Consider the following 18,335-nt stretch of genomic DNA (forward strand, 5'->3'; position numbering starts at 1 on the left):
ATTTATTGAAATTACAACAGATTATTGCTTTAAAGTTTTTTGGTTTTGAGCTATCACAAATCAAAACCTTGCTCTCTGAAGAACGTTATGCGCTAAACCATTTTGAAGCCCAAGCTCAAGTGTTAGAACAAAAAGCAGTGGCATGTACTTCCGGAGCTAAAACCTTAAGAAGCATTATTGACTCTGTTGATGTCAATCAATCCATTCCATGGGAAACTATTATTCAGTTGATTGAGGTATATAAAATGGCAGAGCATCTTGAACATGATTGGGTTAAGGAACTATTTACTCCTGATGAACTCAAGCAATACGTAGCATTTGAAAAGGAAATGAAAACAAATAACAAGGCTGAGTTTGAAAAACAATGGCATCAACTTCTAGATGAATTGAAACAAAGCATGAAGCATGACCCTAATTCCACTATAGGTATCCAAACGGGGAAAAACTACATGGAATGGGTTAACAGCGTATACGGTAAAAAATATGCTCATCTGAGAACCAAAAAATGGGAAAAAGGATTTGGAGAAGGAAAAGGTCTTGATGAAATTGGTTTAACACCAGAGATTATGGCATGGTTAGAGAAGGCTTTAGACGCTTATTGGAAGGATAGGCTTTATGGTATTCTTGAACAAGTAAGCAAAACACCAGCCTCCTTGATATTAACGCTTTGGAATGAGGCCTTAGATGATATGTATGGTGAAGAAACTTCACGAAAGTATGCGATTTGTGAGATTGCTTTGAAGGATGATAAGGTCAGTTCAGAAGCAAAAACTTGGCTCAAAAGTATCGTAGATGCTTACAAAATGTAAAAAATAGATATAAATTTTGGATCGGTCTTGTTTTTACCGATCCAATCTCAACTGAATCCATTTTAGGGTCTTCTTTCCGTCTAGAAAACGGCTAATCTAAACATCCGACAATGTTAAAAATTTGTAAAAAAATACTGATTGAGAATAAATTTTACGGCATAAGGTATAATTAACTTACTTGTTTTTATTATGATCAATTGTATGTCTTATGCAAAAATGGCGGAATTACTTTTGCTGGATGTCATGTCTAAAGCACAAATTCCAGGAGTTTCTATTGCCTTTATAAGCAGTGATGGAATCATATCTACTCAAGAAAAAGGGCTTACAGATGGTTGCGGCCTTTTTGCAATACCTGTTGATCCACTCAAATATCCCTTTCATAAGTTGGGATTAGGAACTAAAGATGCTGTAGTTCTATTTGACGACACGCTTTATTATGTGAATCAAACAACACAAAGCGTTCATCAAATACAGTTAAATGAAAGTAATCAATCCTCATATCAAAAGTTACGAGAAAGTTGTACTGATACTTATAAATTGGCCAATCCTCAAGAATCTGAATTAATAACTACTCTAACAGGCCTTGCACCACCTACAAAAGTGCAACCAGAAACCGTTTTTGGAGCAGCCTCGCTAAGCAAACCCGTATTTGCCTATTTAGTACAAAAGTTGATACAGTCCAATGCGACGAATCAAGCAGAGCCCGGGACAGGTAAATTTAATTTAGATAAATTCAACCTGAGTCAATTTGATTTAGATACCCCTCTTTTTCATATCCTACCGTTAGAAGAATTTGAGATAGAGGGAATGAAATTTGATATGTCTGACACATCTGCTGTTGTCTGTGCTAAGGCACTCACAGCAAGGATGGTGTTATCACATACAACAGGCCTTGCTCATGGTGAAATGAAGTTTCAGTTCATTCCTAATCCTAAAGACAAAATGCATGGATACTCAAATGTTGGTATCGTGTACTTACAACAAGTAATTGAAAAATTGACTGAAGCAAATCTAGAAACATTGGCCAAAAACCATGTATTTGATCCTTGTGACATGACTCATAGCACTTATGAGCCATTAAAGGCCTATCACTCGCTTTTGCATGCTGAAAACGAACCCTTGTTTGATGAAATGAAACCTGGTCAGATTGTCCTACTAAAAGAAGATGAGCAACTAACAGCATATTGGTTAGATAATGGAAAAATAGTCAATCGCTCCTTTCCGGAAAGAGTAGTTTCAAGCATTCTTGAACAGTTACCTGATAACGGTAAACTTTCAAACAATCCGGAGCTGATTGGAGCTGTAGTCTCACAATATGGATGTAAAGAACCCAAACCATGTGCCGCCAATACACTAAGAACTACGGCATCAGATTATGCACAGTTTGTCAAACATCTAAGCCATGACAGCTCGATTGAAAATCCTTTTATTCCGCATGCCTATATGACGCACGATAGAGGTTTGGCGGGAGCAATTGGAATTGCTAGAGACAAGATACCCGATTCCATTTTAAGCCATGTTGCATGGGGTTTAGGTTGGGGGTTACAAACCAATGAAAAAGAAGAGGTTGTTACCGCCTATCATTCGGGTGACATGAATGATTGCAGAGCGTGGGTTGCAATCAATTTAAAGGATAAGAGTGCCATGGTATTTTTCGCTAATTCACATAATGGACATATTCTTGCGGAACAAATTGTCCCTTCGACAATTCAAATAGAACTGGCTTCGAACTACTTTTTCCCAAAGTGGGGTTTTGCTAGAACTATTCATGAGCTAGGGGGTAAAACTAATAATTGGGGCATCAATTCACTTCCAAGACCCAATCTATCTAAAGAGCGGACAAGTTCCTTAGATGAATTGCAAAAAAGAACGAATATTCCAAGTATTGCCACAGCAATTATTTCTGATCGCGGAGTTGTTACTACAGAAGAGGTAGGTGTGACTAATGTCAGCAAACCAGAAAAAGTTACTAGTTCGACTGTTTTTGAAGCCGCTTCATTGAGTAAACCTGTATTTGCTTATATTGTATTGAAACTAGCGCAAAAAGATCTAATTGATTTAGACAAACCACTCCATGAATACGGCGATTTTGGTCCTCCACAGATGCGAACTGATAAAAATTATAAAAAATTAACTGCCCGTATGATCCTATCCCATCAAGCAGGCTTACCTAACGAATTTTCATCCCCAGAATCTCTAAAGTATGTCTCTGAAGTAGGAAAACAATTTGATTATTCAGGAGTAGCTTATCAATTTCTAGGTGAAATTGTGGAACACATTACTGCAAAATCACTGGAAGCTTTAGCTCAAGAAGAGTTTGCTAAGATAGGTATGACGGATAGTAGTTTCATGCCACCAACGGGTTGCAGTCTTATTAAACTGCCAGATGAAGAGGAAGAACCAACTCCTGAACGCATTAAAAAATTATTAAAAGATACTTTAGATGTACATGGTCAATTAAGTATTATCCTACATAAGGATAAATTATTTGTTGCTGAAAGGGCAATAAACGGTAGGGTACAAATTATTGAAAAAAATTCCAGCCAAATTGAAGAAAAAAATCTAAAAGAAATCAAAGCCCGCTTTGCTCAAATACCACCATTTTTTTGGTCAAAGCCAATACCTATTGAAGCAAGGGAGTTACCCCTCGTGACTACAATTATTGGTCATCCTCCAGCACATGCTGCAACAATAGCAATTGGCCATGATCAAGATGGCTCAGTAAATCGTAACCAAAAATTTTATATGGTTCACCCGGCAGGATCCTTGTATACAACGACTTCTGACTATGCAAAATTTCTAAAAGCCTGTGTTAACGATCCCTATATTAGATGGGAAATGTTTAAACCGGTTGTTTCATCGTTGAAAGATAAAGATACTAAAGCAATGAAGCAAGGAGTCTCTACTGATACCTTAGATCAAATCTCTTGGGGTCTAGGAATTGGGATTCAGAAAAATACCGATGGAACCCGTATCGCTTTTCATTGGGGAGACAATGGAACTGGACGCAATTTAGCAGCGATCAACCTTACTACGGATGAAGCAGTTGTTTGTCTCACTAATAGCGAGAATGGACCCGCTGTTTTTCGAGAAATTGCAGAGCCTATCGTTGGTGATCTAAGTGCTATTGGGCAATGGTTATCAATACGAGAAGAATTGCCTCTTGATATGCGTTTAAAAGAAAATCCCACCCAAGAAATGAACCCACGTTTACAAGAGCAGGCACAAATTAAAACGACAGGCGTTGCTACTAAAGGGCAACAAGAGGTAGAGCAAAAGCCTCCTGACTTAGGGCTGTTCTAAGCACCACAGCGTTTTATACAAACCACCACAATTCAATAGTTCAGCATACGTTTAATTTGTCGATCATTAAGTAGGAGCTCTGGGGTTTGCACCCAGAACCCCTATAAGATGTTTTAACTAAATAAAACTTCAACAAATTTATTTTCTTTCAAAACTATTTCAAGTCTACTATTTTTATAGTAGCATCTACTAAAAATATAGTAGATCAAGTTTTACTTAGTTTCTGGAGAAAAAAATGTCAATAAAAAGAGGGGAAAACACTTTTGCTCATGATCGCCTACTTACAGAGGTAGAGCTTGAATTAATGAATATTATTTGGAGCCTTAATAAAGTAACCATTAAAGATATTGTTTCACATTTGCCCAAAGAAAGACCTTTAGCTTATACCACTGTGGCAACTGTAGTAAAAGTACTTGAACAAAAAGGATTTTTGGGATGCCAAAAAAATACTTATGCCCATGTTTTTCTCCCAATTGTTACCAAGGCTGAGTACGAAAGCACGTGCATTGAGCATATGGTCACTAATGTTTTTGATGGTGAACCTGTAGCACTGGTGCAAAGACTCTTGATGGCCAAAAAGCTACAACATGATGACATTCAAGCAATTGAGGAAGCACTAAAACAATTAGTAACCTCTGAACAAAAAATAGAGGCCTGATTATGTTATTCCTAGAGATTTTGTTGAGCATTCATTGCTTGCTTTTAGTAAGCTCATGGTTTATTGGCGGTCATTGGCTCTCAAATCAGCCATCATTTAAACTCAAATTGGCTCGCTTTTTATTAATTAGCTGTGTGATTTCTCCATTAATGGTTCATTGTATTAAAACCAATCAAAAATTGGATCAGCATCACTATGCATCCATTGATGCTTTGCAAGAGTATGTGAATCAACCCATTTTAAAGTCTAAACACTCCCAAGAGACTCCTGAATCAGCGACCTCTTTTTCAATAAGCAATACGAGTTATTTTCATATTTTTTATGTCGTATTTTGTTTGCTCGTCTTATTTCGCAGTTATAAAGTATTGTTGAGTTTGGGCAGTTTAAGAGCACTATTAGCTGAAGCAATTCCGTATCGAACTTCCGGTAAATTGGTCATTAAAGTTTCTCGACATTGCCATATTCCTTTCTCAGTCGTTTTATTTAACAAAGCTTATATTGTATTACCTGTATCCCTATTTTCTTCCTCCAAGAATGTGAAGATTGCCATTGCTCATGAAGGCCAACACCATCGTAATGGTGATTGTCTATGGGCCTATTTTATTGAAGCTCTGCACATTCTCTTCTGGGGTAATCCAGGTGTTATTCGATGGGGTCGTATTTTAAGCGAATTACAAGAATGTTCATGTGATGAAGTATTGGTTGGCCAGCCAAAAATTTCGGCACATGACTATGGCAGCTGTCTGTTTCATGTAGTGCAGACAGTATCTCAATGTTCTCTGTCATCTAACCGAGAAATTGCATGCACGGTGGGTATGGCCTTGGGCAAAGACAATGAAGACTGTACTTTTATCATCAGGAGAATTTCAATGTTATCAGCTTATCCACTTAAACCATCAAAATCATTATTGTTAGCAGTTGGATTTATGGGGGTTTCTATTTTGGCACCAATCTGTGTCGCCTATTCAGCGGTCGGTTCATTGACCGGTTCTAAGGCAAAAGAAATCGATACCTCCCATTTAGATCCTAAAATGCAACATATTGCCGCGCAAGAAATTAAAATAGCGGTGAAAAACTATCATGCAGAATCGGGGGTTATTGCAATCGTCAATGCACAAACTGGTAATCTCATTGCCTTTGCTGAGTCCGGTAATGATGAAAATCATAATAGCTGGAAATCACGTGTTTTTTCACCTGGCTCTACGATAAAACCGTTTATTGCGGCGGCAGCAATTGATGCTGGGAATAGTTCTGAAACCAAAAGCTATGATTGTCGCTCACCTTACTCCATAGAAGGCAAAACATTTACAGATTACTATGTAAGTCAAGGCCCTACTTCATTGACCCAAGCGGTTGCAAGATCAAGTAATGTATGCATGATTAAGGTCGCCCAAGAAACTGGACTACCTGTAATTCGTAAAAAACTCACTGAATTTGGTTTTGATATGAATACTTGGTGGCAAGCAGATCAAAGTGATGACTTGCAACTTGCAATGGTTTCTCTTGGTGAGAATATACCGGTCACAATTGATTCATTAGCAAAATCCTATGCCATTCTTGCAAACTTAGGACGTCCATTCAAAGGAGGAGATGCTCCTATCATTTCAGCAGCAACAACCAATTCAATAAATAATATCCTCGAGAACGTTGTTATAAATGGCACAGGAAAACTTGCTGCGATTCCTGGTGTTCATGTCGCGGGTAAAACAGGAACTGTTACAGAAAATATTAATGTTGCAGAAGGCGAGCATCTTGCCTTGTTTGCAGGTTTTCTACCGGTTGATGCGCCACGTTATGCCATGGTGGTTGTAATAGAAGACGGTCATTCAAGAAAAAATGGTAAGACTTTAACCTCCGGTGGAGAATTGGCTGCTCCAGTATTTCGTAAGGTTGCTATAAATAGCCTAAGTAATACCAAGCTATAAATCACCTGTGGGTACAGCAGTGTAGCTCGTACCCATATCGATATAAATTCACATGATGTTGGAGTTGTTATGAAGAAACTAAGCGTGCTTCTATGGTTGACACTATTTTATTGCGGAACTATTTGGGCCCAAAGTACTTGCTTTTTGGTACAGGAAAATCAAACTGTGCTAAAGCACGAGGGTAAAGATTGCAATAAGCGTTTTGCGCCAGAATCAACCTTTAAAATTGCTTTGAGTCTTATGGGTTTTGATTCAGGAATATTAAAAGACACACTCAATCCGGAATGGCCGTACAAAAAAGAATATGAACTTTATCTTAATGTTTGGAAATATCCTCATAATCCACGTACCTGGATAAGAGATTCCTGTGTTTGGTATTCACAAGTTCTAACACAACAATTAGGTATGGCTCGATTTAAGAATTATGTTGATGCATTTCACTATGGCAATCAGGATATTTCCGGCGACAAAGGTCAGAATAATGGATTAACCCATTCTTGGCTATCAAGCTCGCTTGCCATCTCACCAAGTGAGCAAATTCAGTTTCTGCAAAAAATAGTCAATAAAAAACTATCCGTGAATCCCAAGGCTTTCACTATGACTAAAGACATTCTATATGTTCAAGAATTAGCGGGTGGTTGGAAACTGTATGGAAAAACAGGGAATGGTCGACAGTTAACAAAAGACAAAAGCCAAAAACTATCACTACAACACGGATGGTTCGTCGGCTGGATTGAGAAAGATGGTCGTGTGATTACCTTTACGAAACACATTGCAGACAGTAAAAAACATGTAACCTTCGCCAGTTTCAGAGCAAAAAATGAGACTCTGAATCAATTATTTTACTTAATTAATGAATTGGAAAAATAATACATGAAATCCAACATTTCTTTATTAATAGCACAGGCTCTATTCCTATTTTGCTATCAAGCTTTTGGTTACGCCAGTGAAATAGCAATTACTTTTGATGATTTACCTGCTTCAATCGAAGAATCTATAGAGGAACAAGCTCAAATAAATCAGCAAATAGTAAATGCGCTTATCAAATATAGAGTACCTGCAATTGGATTTGTGAATGAAGGGAAACTCTACCGCACTAATGAAGCTCAAGAAAAAATAAATCTCCTAAAATTATGGGTGGATAACGGATTTGATTTGGGAAATCATACTTATTCGCATCTGTCCTTAAGTAGCATCACTCCTGAGCAATTTAAAGCCGAAGTGACTAATGGCTCTAAAATATCCAAACAATTAATGCAAAGTGCAGGTAGAGAGTACCGTTACTTTAGGCACCCCTACCTTGATACAGGTGAAACATTCAAGATTCGCTCTCAATTTGAGTCGTTTTTAAAACATGAGGGATACCTAGTTGCTCCAGTTACTATAGACACTGACGATTGGAAATTTAACCAGCAATTACATGAGCTTCCTCAAAATAAAGACAAAATCATTCAAAGTTACTTGAAACATACACGTGCTAAATTTGCCTTTTATGAAAGCGCATCTAAACAAATGTTTGGTAGAAATATTAATCAGATTTGGCTTCTGCATGCCAATCTTGTTAATTCATTAGCCATTGAATCACTCTTAACTATAGCCCAAGAATACGGTTATCATTTTATCAGCCTAGATGATGCACTACAGGATAAAGCCTATCTATCCGCTGATTCTTACTATGCCCATTTTGGGGTTTCTTGGCTTTATAGATGGGATTTTACCCGCGGGAAAGTGGTTGATTGGTCTCAGGATCCAGAGCCTGATAACAATCCATTTATCTCAACTAACACCATTAAATTTTATGATAAAGATCGCAAACGACTTATTCCAGTTAAAATTTATGTGAGTAATGAATCACAGGGGAAAGCAAATGCTGGTATTATTAAACTACCCGTTGCCATCATTAATCATGGATACACTGTACGCAATACTGAATATTCATTCTTAGCCAATGCACTTGCTGCAAACGGTTATTTTGTTGTAAGCATCCAGCATGATCTAAAATCAGATCCCCCATTAGCTCAAACTGGCAATTTATTTGAGCGACGCAAACCCTTATGGGAACGAGGAAGTACCAATATACTTTACGTAATCAAAGAGCTTAACCGGATCAACCCCAGTTTAAACTTGTCTAAAGTGACATTAATTGGTCATTCGAATGGTGGTGATATTGCCATGTTGTTTGCAAGAAACCATCCTCAATTTGTGAAAAAAATTATATCATTGGATAGCTTGCGCATGCCTTTTCCACGTACCGGGCTAGCACCTATTTTATCGCTGCGTGGAAATGATACTAAGGCAGATGAAGGCGTACTGCCTCCTGAAGAGTCGTTAAAACAATTAGCCATAACAATTATTCCACTACCTGAAGCCAAACATATTGATTTATGTGACCGTGGGTCTGAGGTAATTCAGAAACAAATGAATGCTCTTATTTTAAAGTTTTTGCGAGGCTAGTTTATGAAAATAATGCTCACCTTGTTCATTTTAATATCTTCCTTAAGCCTTATGGCAGCAGCCAGCATATCGACGAAGATACAAAGTAATCCGCTAGAGGAAAAATACACGAATACATTTAGCTTACATCATACGTTAACCAAAGAGTTTCCTTCAAAGATCAATGGAATCAAATATAACTTATATATTAGTCTCCCCAAAGAATACGATTCTAACAAAAAAGACTATCCAACTATTTACTTATTAGATGCTGATTACAGCTTTGCATTAGCCAAACAAATTAGTGAGCATTTATCTGACCGAAATAGAATCAACGACTCCATTATTGTTGGGATAGCTTATGCAAATCCTAATGAGTATAAGAAAAATAGAACCAGAGATTACACACCAAGTTATGTTGGATCAGGAGGATATGGAGCTGAATATCAAAAATACTCGGGTGGTGCCGAATCATTTTATCGATTTATTCATTCAGAACTTATTCCATATCTTCACCAGATATATAGAGTTAATAAAACCGCTACTTTTGTCGGTCATTCTTACGGTGGATTATTTGGGGTATATTTATTAGTCTACCATCCTGGAATATTTAATCGTTACATTATCGTTAGCCCCTCTCTCTGGTATGATAATCATTTGGTGCTAAAAGCAGCTCAAAAAAAGCGAAATTTTAATCTTGAAGAAAATACTCGTGTTTGCTTTATTATCGGCGACCAAGAAAATAAAGGCGATTACCAAATGATAGATGATTTAAAGTTATTGAATGAAATCATCATGAGCAAGCCTCACAGGAATTTAAGCACTGCTTTTAATGTTCTAAATAATATGGATCATGATACTGTTTTTCCAGGAGCTTTAAGTTTAGGACTTCTAGAGTCTTCATCTGACTTCAAAAAGAATCGACTCTGAACTCAATCAATAAGTCTGTATACAAAGGATAAACGATTATGCTTGCTAAGTGTTCTGTTTTTATTGCGACAAGTCTTGATGGTTTTATTGCAAGAGATGATGGTTCTATTGATTGGCTAACCAAAGCAAATGAGCTTGTGCCTTCTGGTGAGGATGGTGGTTATAAAGAGTTCATATCTACGGTCGATGGACTCATTATGGGTAGGCATTCTTTTGAGAAAGTATTATCATTTGACCCTTGGCCTTATGGTGAGCTTCCGGTTGTAGTGATGAGCAGCAAACCCATAGAAATTCCTATTCATTTAAAACATGTTTCAACCTCCTCCGAAACACCTATTGAGCTCGTGAAGCGCTTAACTGATGAAGGGTTTAAACATCTTTATATTGATGGCGGTATAACTGTCCAGAATTTTATAGCCGCGCATTTAATCCATGAATTAACAATAACCATCGCACCAGTATTGCTTGGTTCTGGTCGTTCATTATTTGGACCTTTGACGCAAGACCTTGAGCTGGAGCATCTTGAAACACGATGTATTGGCGGTGGCTTTGTTCAATTGAAATATCGAACTAATCCCTCAATCAAGAAAAGAAATAAAAACAACGTCTACCTTATTTATGATGAAATTTCTGAGTGGTTTGATAGTCACCGCAATAAAGAGCTCAAGATGGAGCAATTTTATTTAGAGCTATTAAAAAATCAGCTTCCATCCAAAGGAACAATTTTAGATGTTGGCTGCGGCACGGGCGAACCCATAGCACAATTTTTAATGAAACAAGGGTATAAAGTAACAGGCATTGATGCAAGTCAAAAAATGATTGAGCAATGCAAAAAACGATTCCCAACTGCAAAATGGCTACTTGCTGACATGAGAACTTTAGATTTTCAAGAGAAATTCGATGCAGTCATTGCCTGGCATAGTTTCTTTCATTTACCTTCCGAAGAACAGCTCCTTAACCTGTTGTATTAACAAGCTATTTCCATGAGCTCAAATCCAAGCATTTTAGCACGATTACTTAAATTTTTAATCAGTCTATCACGGTATTGTTTCTCATAATAATCTGCACCTGTCTCAACAAATTCGAGCTGTTTTCTGATCATATTAAACATAATAATGGCTAATTTATGAGCTGTTGCTGTTATTGCTTTTGGTGCACCTATGCGTGCTTTTAGTCTTCTAAAAAAAGCGCCCAATGCACTATCACTGTGATGAAGTGTACTAGCTGCCATACGCAAAGCGGAAGCTGCATAATTCCCCGTGCGTTTACTTTTACCGTTTAATATTTTTCCACCAGATACTTTGTTTCCTGGGCAAAGGCCTAACCAAGATGCAAATTGTTTGCTACTTTTCCATCGATTTAAATCCAATCCTATTTCAGAAATTATCTTCAATACACTATAAGCCTCAAGACCGGGGATAGTTGTAAGATCCACCCCAACCATCCTAATTAAATGTGAGCTTAAATCAAACGATGGTGCATTTTTGCTTTTTTTAACAGTTTTTTTATTTGGCTTCGTTTCATCAGTATTTTTTTCATTCTCATCAGTTTTTGCGTCTTCAAATAGTGAAAGTTTCTTTTCAATTTGTTCATCACATGCCGTGATTTTATTTTGATAAATATCAAAAAGCTCAAGTGCTTGGGACAAGGCGAAGATATGTTCATCACGATAATTGCCCGTTAATGATTTTTCAATGATTGCAAGAGGGCTTTTGCAACGATAATTACGATGTCTTGTTAATACTTTTGGATCTCGCTCACCGCTAACAATTGCACGGATAATCATCATTCCGGTTTCGCCAGTAATATCACTAATCACATTATGCAATTGAATATTCATTTGGCTTAACGCTTTTTGCATATGTTGAACATGTAAAGACATTTGCTTTATTAACACATTTCTTTGTCTCATGTATGCGCGTAGCGCGCAAATTTGTTCTGATGGGCGAAACGCTCCACTAAGCAAGCCATAAGTATGTAATTGCTGTAACCATTGGCAATCTAAAACGTCTGTTTTGCGACCGCTTACATTTTTTACATGTCGAGCGTCCACAAGTAATACTTCAAAGCCACGTGATTCTAATAATTCAAATAATGGAATCCAATAAACCCCTGTCGACTCCATAGCGACCGTTACTATCCCACAGGCCTCTAACCAATCAGCTAGTTCATAAAGGTCTGTCGTAAAACTTTGAAATTCACGGACATAGACATCAGCACAACTTTCCGGTACCGCTACAAAATGTGCTTTTGAACCAATATCAATCCCAGCTGCCATAGTATTAATATGTTGAAGGTGTTTTGGTAGGGCCGCCATATTTATTGGTTTTTTATTCTTTGACAGATTGGATTTTTTTGTGGTATTTTTGACCATATCATTTTTCCTGACTTAAAATTATAAAATGATATGTTGTGGAGCAGGGGTTGAATCAGCAACTATCTTCCGAACGGGATAGTACAAACGTACTTCACCAATGATATTGTCGTAAACCCCTGTAACCATACTCAGTGACTGGCACGAGGCACTAATGGAGAACCGGCTTTTACAACACAAACATATCGCCGGTTATTATATCAAAATACAAACATCATGAGAGTTATTCAGCCAAAACCATGGTTCGAGACGGCGCTAAAGCGCCTCCTCACCATGAACGGATCTAAGAAATCACTGTTCTTTTCCTATATTTTACACGAAGTGTTTAGGTTACTCATGACGATCAACGAAAAACATTAAAATCCCTTGCCTCTTTAGTGGAGCAAAATGGTTTATTAATATTTACTTCCGGACCGGAGTATGGAGAAGTTTGGGGTGATAATGGAGGATATGATTTATATCATGCCTCCCTTTCTTCCGAAGAATATACTCAAATCCTTCTAGAGTGCCATTTTAAAATCCTTGTACATAACGTTAGGGACCCGGAGTGTGGAGAAGCAACGGTTTGGGTTGCTCAAAAAAACCACCTTTGTCCAGGATAAAATGGAAAAGAAACTTATCAAAGCATCTTCAATGCTCATGCTCAATAATAATGAGATATCGATATTGTATTCCAGGCCAATAATTTTACATCATACATACGCTACTGGTAAAATCGGAAACCAAAACTTCATCCTCTAACACAATGACTATTGAACAGAATGAATTGGAGATTAAAAATAATGTCCAACAAAATGTCGGATGGGGACAACCTATTCCACTTTCTCCAATCTTAGCCCCTGACTGTCCTTATCCAGTTGAGGCACTTCCCCCAATTGTAAGAAAAGCCGTAATCGACTATCAACAATATGGACAGCAACCCCTGCCTTTGATTGCATGCAGCGCCTTGGCTAATATGTCACTATCATGCCAATCACTTGCTAATGTGGCGCGAGACAACTATTTAATTAGTCCAGTATCACTTTATTTTTTAATTGCCAGCGGCTCTGGCACCCGAAAAACTGCTGCAGATAATGTTTTTTCGAAAGCAGCGCGTCACTGGGAGACATTGATTCGTAAAAGGCGCGAGCCTGAAGTGTTATCAGCGCTAACGCAACATCAAGTATGGCAAATGGAAAAAGATAGTTTATTCTCTCAAATCAAACGTGCAACCTATACGGGAGAAGATTCTGATTATGCCAAAGAAATGCTTGATGAATTAATTCATCAAGAACCGGAAATTCCTTTACAACCCACTCTTTATTTTGAAGATGCTACCCAAGAAGCACTGGCTATTCATTTGGCCCAAGGCTGGCCTTCTGCTTCCTTATGGTCTGATGAGGCTGGTATCATCTTAGGTAGCCATAGCATGCAAGGTAATCCGACTCGTTTTGTAGCTTTGCTTAATCGTTTGTGGGACGGTAAGACATTCACCGCGCATCGTAAAACAACGCAAGGATTTACCATTGAAAATCGGCGTCTAACACTTAACTTGATGATGCAACCGCTTATCTTACAACAACTTACCAAACAAGCATCGGGTATCAGTCGACAAAGCGGTTTTTTAGCTCGTTGTCTTATGGCTTATCCTGCCAACAGTATGGGAAATCGATTTTACCAAGAACCGCCTGCTTCTTTACATTCTCTAACTCATTATGAGCAACGCATCACTGCCTGCTTAAATCAATCAGAACAATTAAGCCATCAAGGTTGTATTCAACTTCCATTGTTGAAAATGAGCATAACCGCAAAACAACAATGGATTTTATTTTTTAATGCGGTAGAAACAGGGTTAAAACCTCAAGGCCAGTGGGTCGATATCGTTGATTTCGCATCAAAAGCGGCTGAAAATACAGCGCGGCTTGCAGCACTTTTTCATCTCTTTGAAGGATGCCATGGGGATATTAGTGTAGAACATACCGAAAATGCCATTGAAATAATTAATTGGCATTTGCAAGAAGCACGACGAATTATGCCTACCGAAACCGTTTCTTTGCAGTTTTCCGATGCCGTCAAACTAATGGACTGGTTTATTGAAAAAAATATTAGCTCAACAACGTTACGAACCATTCAACAATTAAGTCCACTGCGAGATAAAATAAAACGCGACTTAGCTGTTGAATTATTAGTGGAACACAATCAAATACGCATTGTAAAATCAGGTTCAAAAACGATGGTGGAAGTGAACCCTCGTGCATTCAAAGTATAAGCTCAACTTGATAAATTAACTCTAGTACACCAATTAACAGGAGAGATTCGTGCCCTTTAATATGCTAAAAGAATGGTTGAACAAGGAAAAAGAACGAGGGATTGAGGATCCTTTCTGTGCTGTTTTAAGCACTTGTAGTAGCTTAGGCGATCCCCATAGTCGAGTGGTGGCCATTCGCGAAATTGAAACCGAGAGTCTATTATTTTTTACTCAACAAAAAACACGCAAGGTTGCTGAATTATTAAGTAACCCTAAATCCTGTTTAAATTTTTTATTTGCAATGCAGAGCCGACAAGTTATTTTAGAAGGAACAGCAATACCCATTTCCCAAGAAGAAAATGAGGCTTTTTGGAAAACTCTTCCTCGTGAACGCCAATTGAGATTCTCTGCTTATGCTCCTACTTCCGGCCTTGCCATTAAAGATCTAAATCAATTGGAAACTAGGAAAAAAGAATTGAGTGATCAATTTGCAAGCCTTCCTATCCCTATGAGTGAGTATTATTTCGGCTTTCGCTTTATCCCAAAAACATGGATTTTTTACACAGTCGGTTCTATTTCTTTTTCTGAGGTAATTCGTTATACGAAGATAGAAGGCTCTTGGAAAACAGAATTAATTTCTCCATAGGTGATATCATGTATATGCTATGTTTTTGTGTTCCAGAAACACATTTAGAAATTGTTAAAAATGCTATTTTTGCTACAGGGGCAGGAAGTGTAGATCATTATCAGCATTGTGCTTGGCAAACATTGGGCGAGGGACAGTTTATGCCATTACCTGGTAGCCAAGCTTTTATTGGAACAATCAATAAACTTGAAAGAGTGCCTGAATATAAAGTAGAAATTATTTGTACTAAAGAGCAAATCAAAGCTGCTGTTGCAGCCTTAAAGAAGGCTCATCCATATGAATCACCTTCTTATCAAGCTTTTCGCTTTGATATGATATAAACGGATCCTGGGTTAACTAATTAGAGATACAGATGGCTATAACTGAACATGTTAAATTTATAAAACCAATTCAGATTTTTGATTTAGATGGAACCTTGACAATAGAGTTTGACCATCATCAAGGAGATCTAACCGGAGAGAACTTAGATACTTATAATTATTGGCATAGGATCACAAGAAAACTTGCGCGTGATCCCGATGCATTTGACGTTCGTGAGAAGGCTTGGTTAGAAATGGTAATGGCTAATGAAGACCTCGATATGATTTCATCTTTAATTGAAAGAACACAAACTGAAATAGCAATGTTTGAAGAAAGTAATCAAAGTGATGAGGCAATTAGGAGACAGGCTGCACAGGTAACACAAATTTTTTTGGATAATGGTATTGTAGAGTTAGATGCCATTAGATACCTAGAATATCAATTACGTAAAAATGTTATCTGTGTTATTTCAACCGGAGGAGATGAAAGTGGAGCAGCCGGATTTGTAGATCAGCTTGTTGATTCTGGAGTTTTACCAAAAGAGTTAGCAGCCAAAATTCTTGTTAGCGGTACAAGAATAAATTGGAATAAAATGACTGTGGAACATTTAAATGTTGGCCCATTAAAATTGCGAGGGTTGGAACTGACTTTTCAAAAACCTATTCATGAGATACAAAATAGAACGCAAGCTGTTTTTGCTAATGACCCGGAACGAGGTGATCAAGCTTTATTAGATGGCTTTTGTCAGCATAGCTTTGTTAAAAAAACAATAAAAAATGAGCAGGCAGTTTTACCCTCTAATAATGTGTTTTTTCCAAATTGGGCTGAAATTTATGACTATAGAGATAAAATATGTGATTTACATGTGAGACTTATGCAAGAAAGTTGTAATGGACGTTAAATATTATTTTTTTTAAATATGTATTAATATTGTTCATATTTCATCGGAAGAAGCTGAATAAATTCTATCAAACCAGAACATAGCAACGTAAAAATGGCCATATAAGCGGTGATTACAAATTACATTATCACGGCAATCTTCATAATTTAGATATATGAGTTGATGTTTTATTTTTTTCTAGTTTCTCTACAAGTTCGGTAGCCAATGACTTGGGAGTACCATTTGCAGTATTGATTACAACATCAAAACTGAGTCCTTCATGAAGAGTAAGAGAAGCTCGTTCCTGATTTTCAAAAAATCCAAATTTTTCTGCTAACTTAGTGTATTTCTCAATTGTTTCTTTAGTTCCAATACGTGGTCGCTCAGAAGAATTTAATGTAGGCACATCGTCGTCAAGCTGTAATTTAACGGCACCACTCTCTGTAATGTTTGTTTTAACTAGTTCCCCATGGAACGGTTGTAATGCTTCAGGATCAACTGGATTTTCTATAAATAAAGAGTCTTCGGTTTTTTCTGTGTTTGCATGCCTATTTATAAAATCAAAAAGTTCAGTTCTTGATAATATATTTTTAGAAGAACTATCGAATTTTTTTTCTGCTGTTACTAATGCTGCTAGGTGATTAGCCGCAATCAAGCCTTCTCTTTGATCAGTGGGATTATCTATTTTCGCCTTGCGATTACGTTCTACAAGACGTTCATCCAGTTTTTGCAGAGGACAATATGCGAATACGAGAGAGGTTGTAAGCGTTTCACTTGAATTTTCTTCGCGATATTGGTTTGCACGGACTTCAAAACGCTCTACTAGCTCACTGACAGCCCCTTCTCTATCTGGTACAACATCCAAAATAATTGTCTTGTCTGCATTACTTGTTTTAAAAGTCTCATCATAAAGTCTTTCGATTAAACTTGAATAATTTGGAAATGGATTTTCTTTAAATACGTTATCAGCAATTTGGGTTGCTAATCGCAGATCGTGGGAAAGTGTAAGTATTTCGCTTTCATTAAATCCTGCTTTTTTTAATGCCTCTTCAAGTCCATCAAGCTTTTGATCTTGAAATTGTTGTGTAAGTTTATGCTCTCCTATTGATATATTGAGTAATCCAATACTCGCTAAATTTACCACCTCAGTTTCTGTCATATGAGTTTGAAGCTTGGGTATAAGGTTTTGTTTTTTTAATTCATTCAGGATGAGAGGGTTTATTTTTGCTGAATGCTCAAGCAGAATTTTCCCCCAAACTTCATCTACGCTGTTAGAGTTCCACTTATATGTTTCCACTAGCTCTTTACAAAGAGATGATTTTCCTGCTGATCCTGATCCCACTAAAAATACCACCTTCATAAAACACCATATTTTTGCTGCCAGTAACCTGATTATAGTCTAGGATTTAGTAAGTTAGATTCTCTTGAATTTTAACTGACCCAATCTTACGGTTCGTGTCATCAGGTGCTACTTGCCGATAATTTGTATTTAATAAAACCTATATGGCTCATATCATACCATTTATAGATAAAAAATACACGTCGTTCAAACCAGTGATTACAGTGAGGATTTCCAGATAAACAAAATCGCTACATTTGCTACACTTTCTTACTGGAAAATTAATTTCACCGAGGTAAGAGCCTTTATAAAAGGATTTTTGCACTATCTCTGTATCAAAATACCTCATAACACTGTAGCAGTAATAGTGCTACATAATCGCTACTCATTGCTACATCGTGCAGCCCTAAATATTTTCTTAGCTTAATTTCGTCTTTTGCTATTTTTCCTTTTTTATATAATATCCTTATAAATAAGGAACTCTTTTCAAAAAAGCTGAACTACAAAATTG

At 37.2% G+C, this 18,335-nt stretch carries 14 protein-coding genes and 1 pseudogene; 13 read left to right on the forward strand and 2 right to left on the reverse strand.

Features of this window, described 5'->3' with window-relative positions:
* The 8 genes from BGO44_RS04375 to BGO44_RS04415 all read left to right on the forward strand — a co-directional run.
* On the forward strand, positions 1 to 809 hold an 809-nt coding region (locus BGO44_RS04375; protein ID WP_286822657.1), incomplete at its 5' end, for a MerR family transcriptional regulator.
* Positions 810 to 1,010: 201 nt separating this feature from the next.
* A complete protein-coding gene (locus BGO44_RS04380; protein ID WP_333663235.1) occupies positions 1,011 to 4,112 on the forward strand; it encodes a serine hydrolase domain-containing protein in 3,102 nt (1,033 codons plus the stop codon).
* 235 nt (positions 4,113 to 4,347) lie between these two features.
* Positions 4,348 to 4,770 carry a BlaI/MecI/CopY family transcriptional regulator gene (locus BGO44_RS04390; RefSeq protein ID WP_014845078.1) on the forward strand — a complete coding sequence of 141 codons (423 nt, stop codon included), beginning with the start codon at positions 4,348 to 4,350 and terminating at the stop codon, positions 4,768 to 4,770.
* A gap of 2 nt (positions 4,771 to 4,772) precedes the next feature.
* On the forward strand, positions 4,773 to 6,695 hold the full coding sequence (locus BGO44_RS04395) for a M56 family metallopeptidase (protein WP_273199711.1): 1,923 nt from the start codon (positions 4,773 to 4,775) through the stop codon (positions 6,693 to 6,695).
* Positions 6,696 to 6,764: 69 nt separating this feature from the next.
* Positions 6,765 to 7,565, forward strand: coding sequence for a class D beta-lactamase (gene blaOXA, locus BGO44_RS04400; protein ID WP_273199708.1), 801 nt, complete (start codon positions 6,765 to 6,767; stop codon positions 7,563 to 7,565).
* Between the two features lie 3 nt (positions 7,566 to 7,568).
* A complete protein-coding gene (locus tag BGO44_RS04405; RefSeq protein WP_273199706.1) occupies positions 7,569 to 9,149 on the forward strand; it encodes an alpha/beta fold hydrolase in 1,581 nt (526 codons plus the stop codon).
* 3 nt (positions 9,150 to 9,152) lie between these two features.
* Complete coding sequence (locus BGO44_RS04410) at positions 9,153 to 10,058, forward strand: alpha/beta hydrolase (RefSeq protein WP_273199703.1); 906 nt, start codon at positions 9,153 to 9,155, stop codon at positions 10,056 to 10,058.
* A 38-nt stretch (positions 10,059 to 10,096) separates the two neighbouring features.
* Positions 10,097 to 11,029, forward strand: coding sequence for a methyltransferase domain-containing protein (locus tag BGO44_RS04415; RefSeq protein ID WP_273199701.1), 933 nt, complete (start codon positions 10,097 to 10,099; stop codon positions 11,027 to 11,029).
* On the opposite strand, the gene BGO44_RS04420 is transcribed toward BGO44_RS04415, so the two are convergent.
* Positions 11,026 to 12,375 (reverse strand): IS110 family RNA-guided transposase, encoded by a 1,350-nt coding sequence (locus tag BGO44_RS04420; protein WP_273199902.1) that lies wholly within the window; start codon positions 12,373 to 12,375, stop codon positions 11,026 to 11,028. The two genes, BGO44_RS04415 and BGO44_RS04420, sit on opposite strands and share 4 nt — an antisense overlap.
* A 392-nt stretch (positions 12,376 to 12,767) precedes the next feature.
* On the opposite strand from BGO44_RS04420, the pseudogene BGO44_RS18550 reads away from it, so the two are divergent.
* From BGO44_RS18550 to BGO44_RS04440, 5 genes and pseudogenes are all read left to right on the forward strand, one after another.
* Positions 12,768 to 13,034, forward strand: a pseudogene (locus tag BGO44_RS18550) (methyltransferase domain-containing protein); the annotation flags it as partial.
* Positions 13,035 to 13,177: 143 nt separating this feature from the next.
* Positions 13,178 to 14,680: a YfjI family protein gene (locus tag BGO44_RS04425; protein ID WP_273199699.1), complete on the forward strand. Its 1,503-nt coding sequence runs from the start codon at positions 13,178 to 13,180 to the stop codon at positions 14,678 to 14,680.
* Positions 14,681 to 14,729: 49 nt separating this feature from the next.
* The gene (locus BGO44_RS04430; RefSeq protein WP_273199697.1) at positions 14,730 to 15,305 is read left to right on the forward strand and encodes a pyridoxamine 5'-phosphate oxidase family protein; all 576 of its coding nucleotides are present in this window, start codon (positions 14,730 to 14,732) and stop codon (positions 15,303 to 15,305) included.
* An 8-nt stretch (positions 15,306 to 15,313) separates the two neighbouring features.
* Positions 15,314 to 15,625, forward strand: a complete 312-nt coding sequence (locus BGO44_RS04435; protein WP_273199694.1) for a YqfO family protein — start codon at positions 15,314 to 15,316, stop codon at positions 15,623 to 15,625.
* Positions 15,626 to 15,657: 32 nt separating this feature from the next.
* Positions 15,658 to 16,506 (forward strand): HAD family hydrolase, encoded by an 849-nt coding sequence (locus tag BGO44_RS04440; RefSeq protein WP_273199692.1) that lies wholly within the window; start codon positions 15,658 to 15,660, stop codon positions 16,504 to 16,506.
* Positions 16,507 to 16,645: 139 nt separating this feature from the next.
* Here the strand turns inward: BGO44_RS04440 and BGO44_RS04445 are convergent, their stop codons facing one another.
* Positions 16,646 to 17,845, reverse strand: a complete 1,200-nt coding sequence (locus tag BGO44_RS04445; RefSeq protein WP_273199690.1) for a hypothetical protein — start codon at positions 17,843 to 17,845, stop codon at positions 16,646 to 16,648.
* Between the last annotated feature and the right edge of the window lie 490 nt (positions 17,846 to 18,335).

Source organism: Legionella sp. 39-23 (assembly GCF_001897665.1).
GTDB classification, from domain to species: Bacteria; Pseudomonadota; Gammaproteobacteria; order Legionellales; family Legionellaceae; genus Legionella; species Legionella steelei.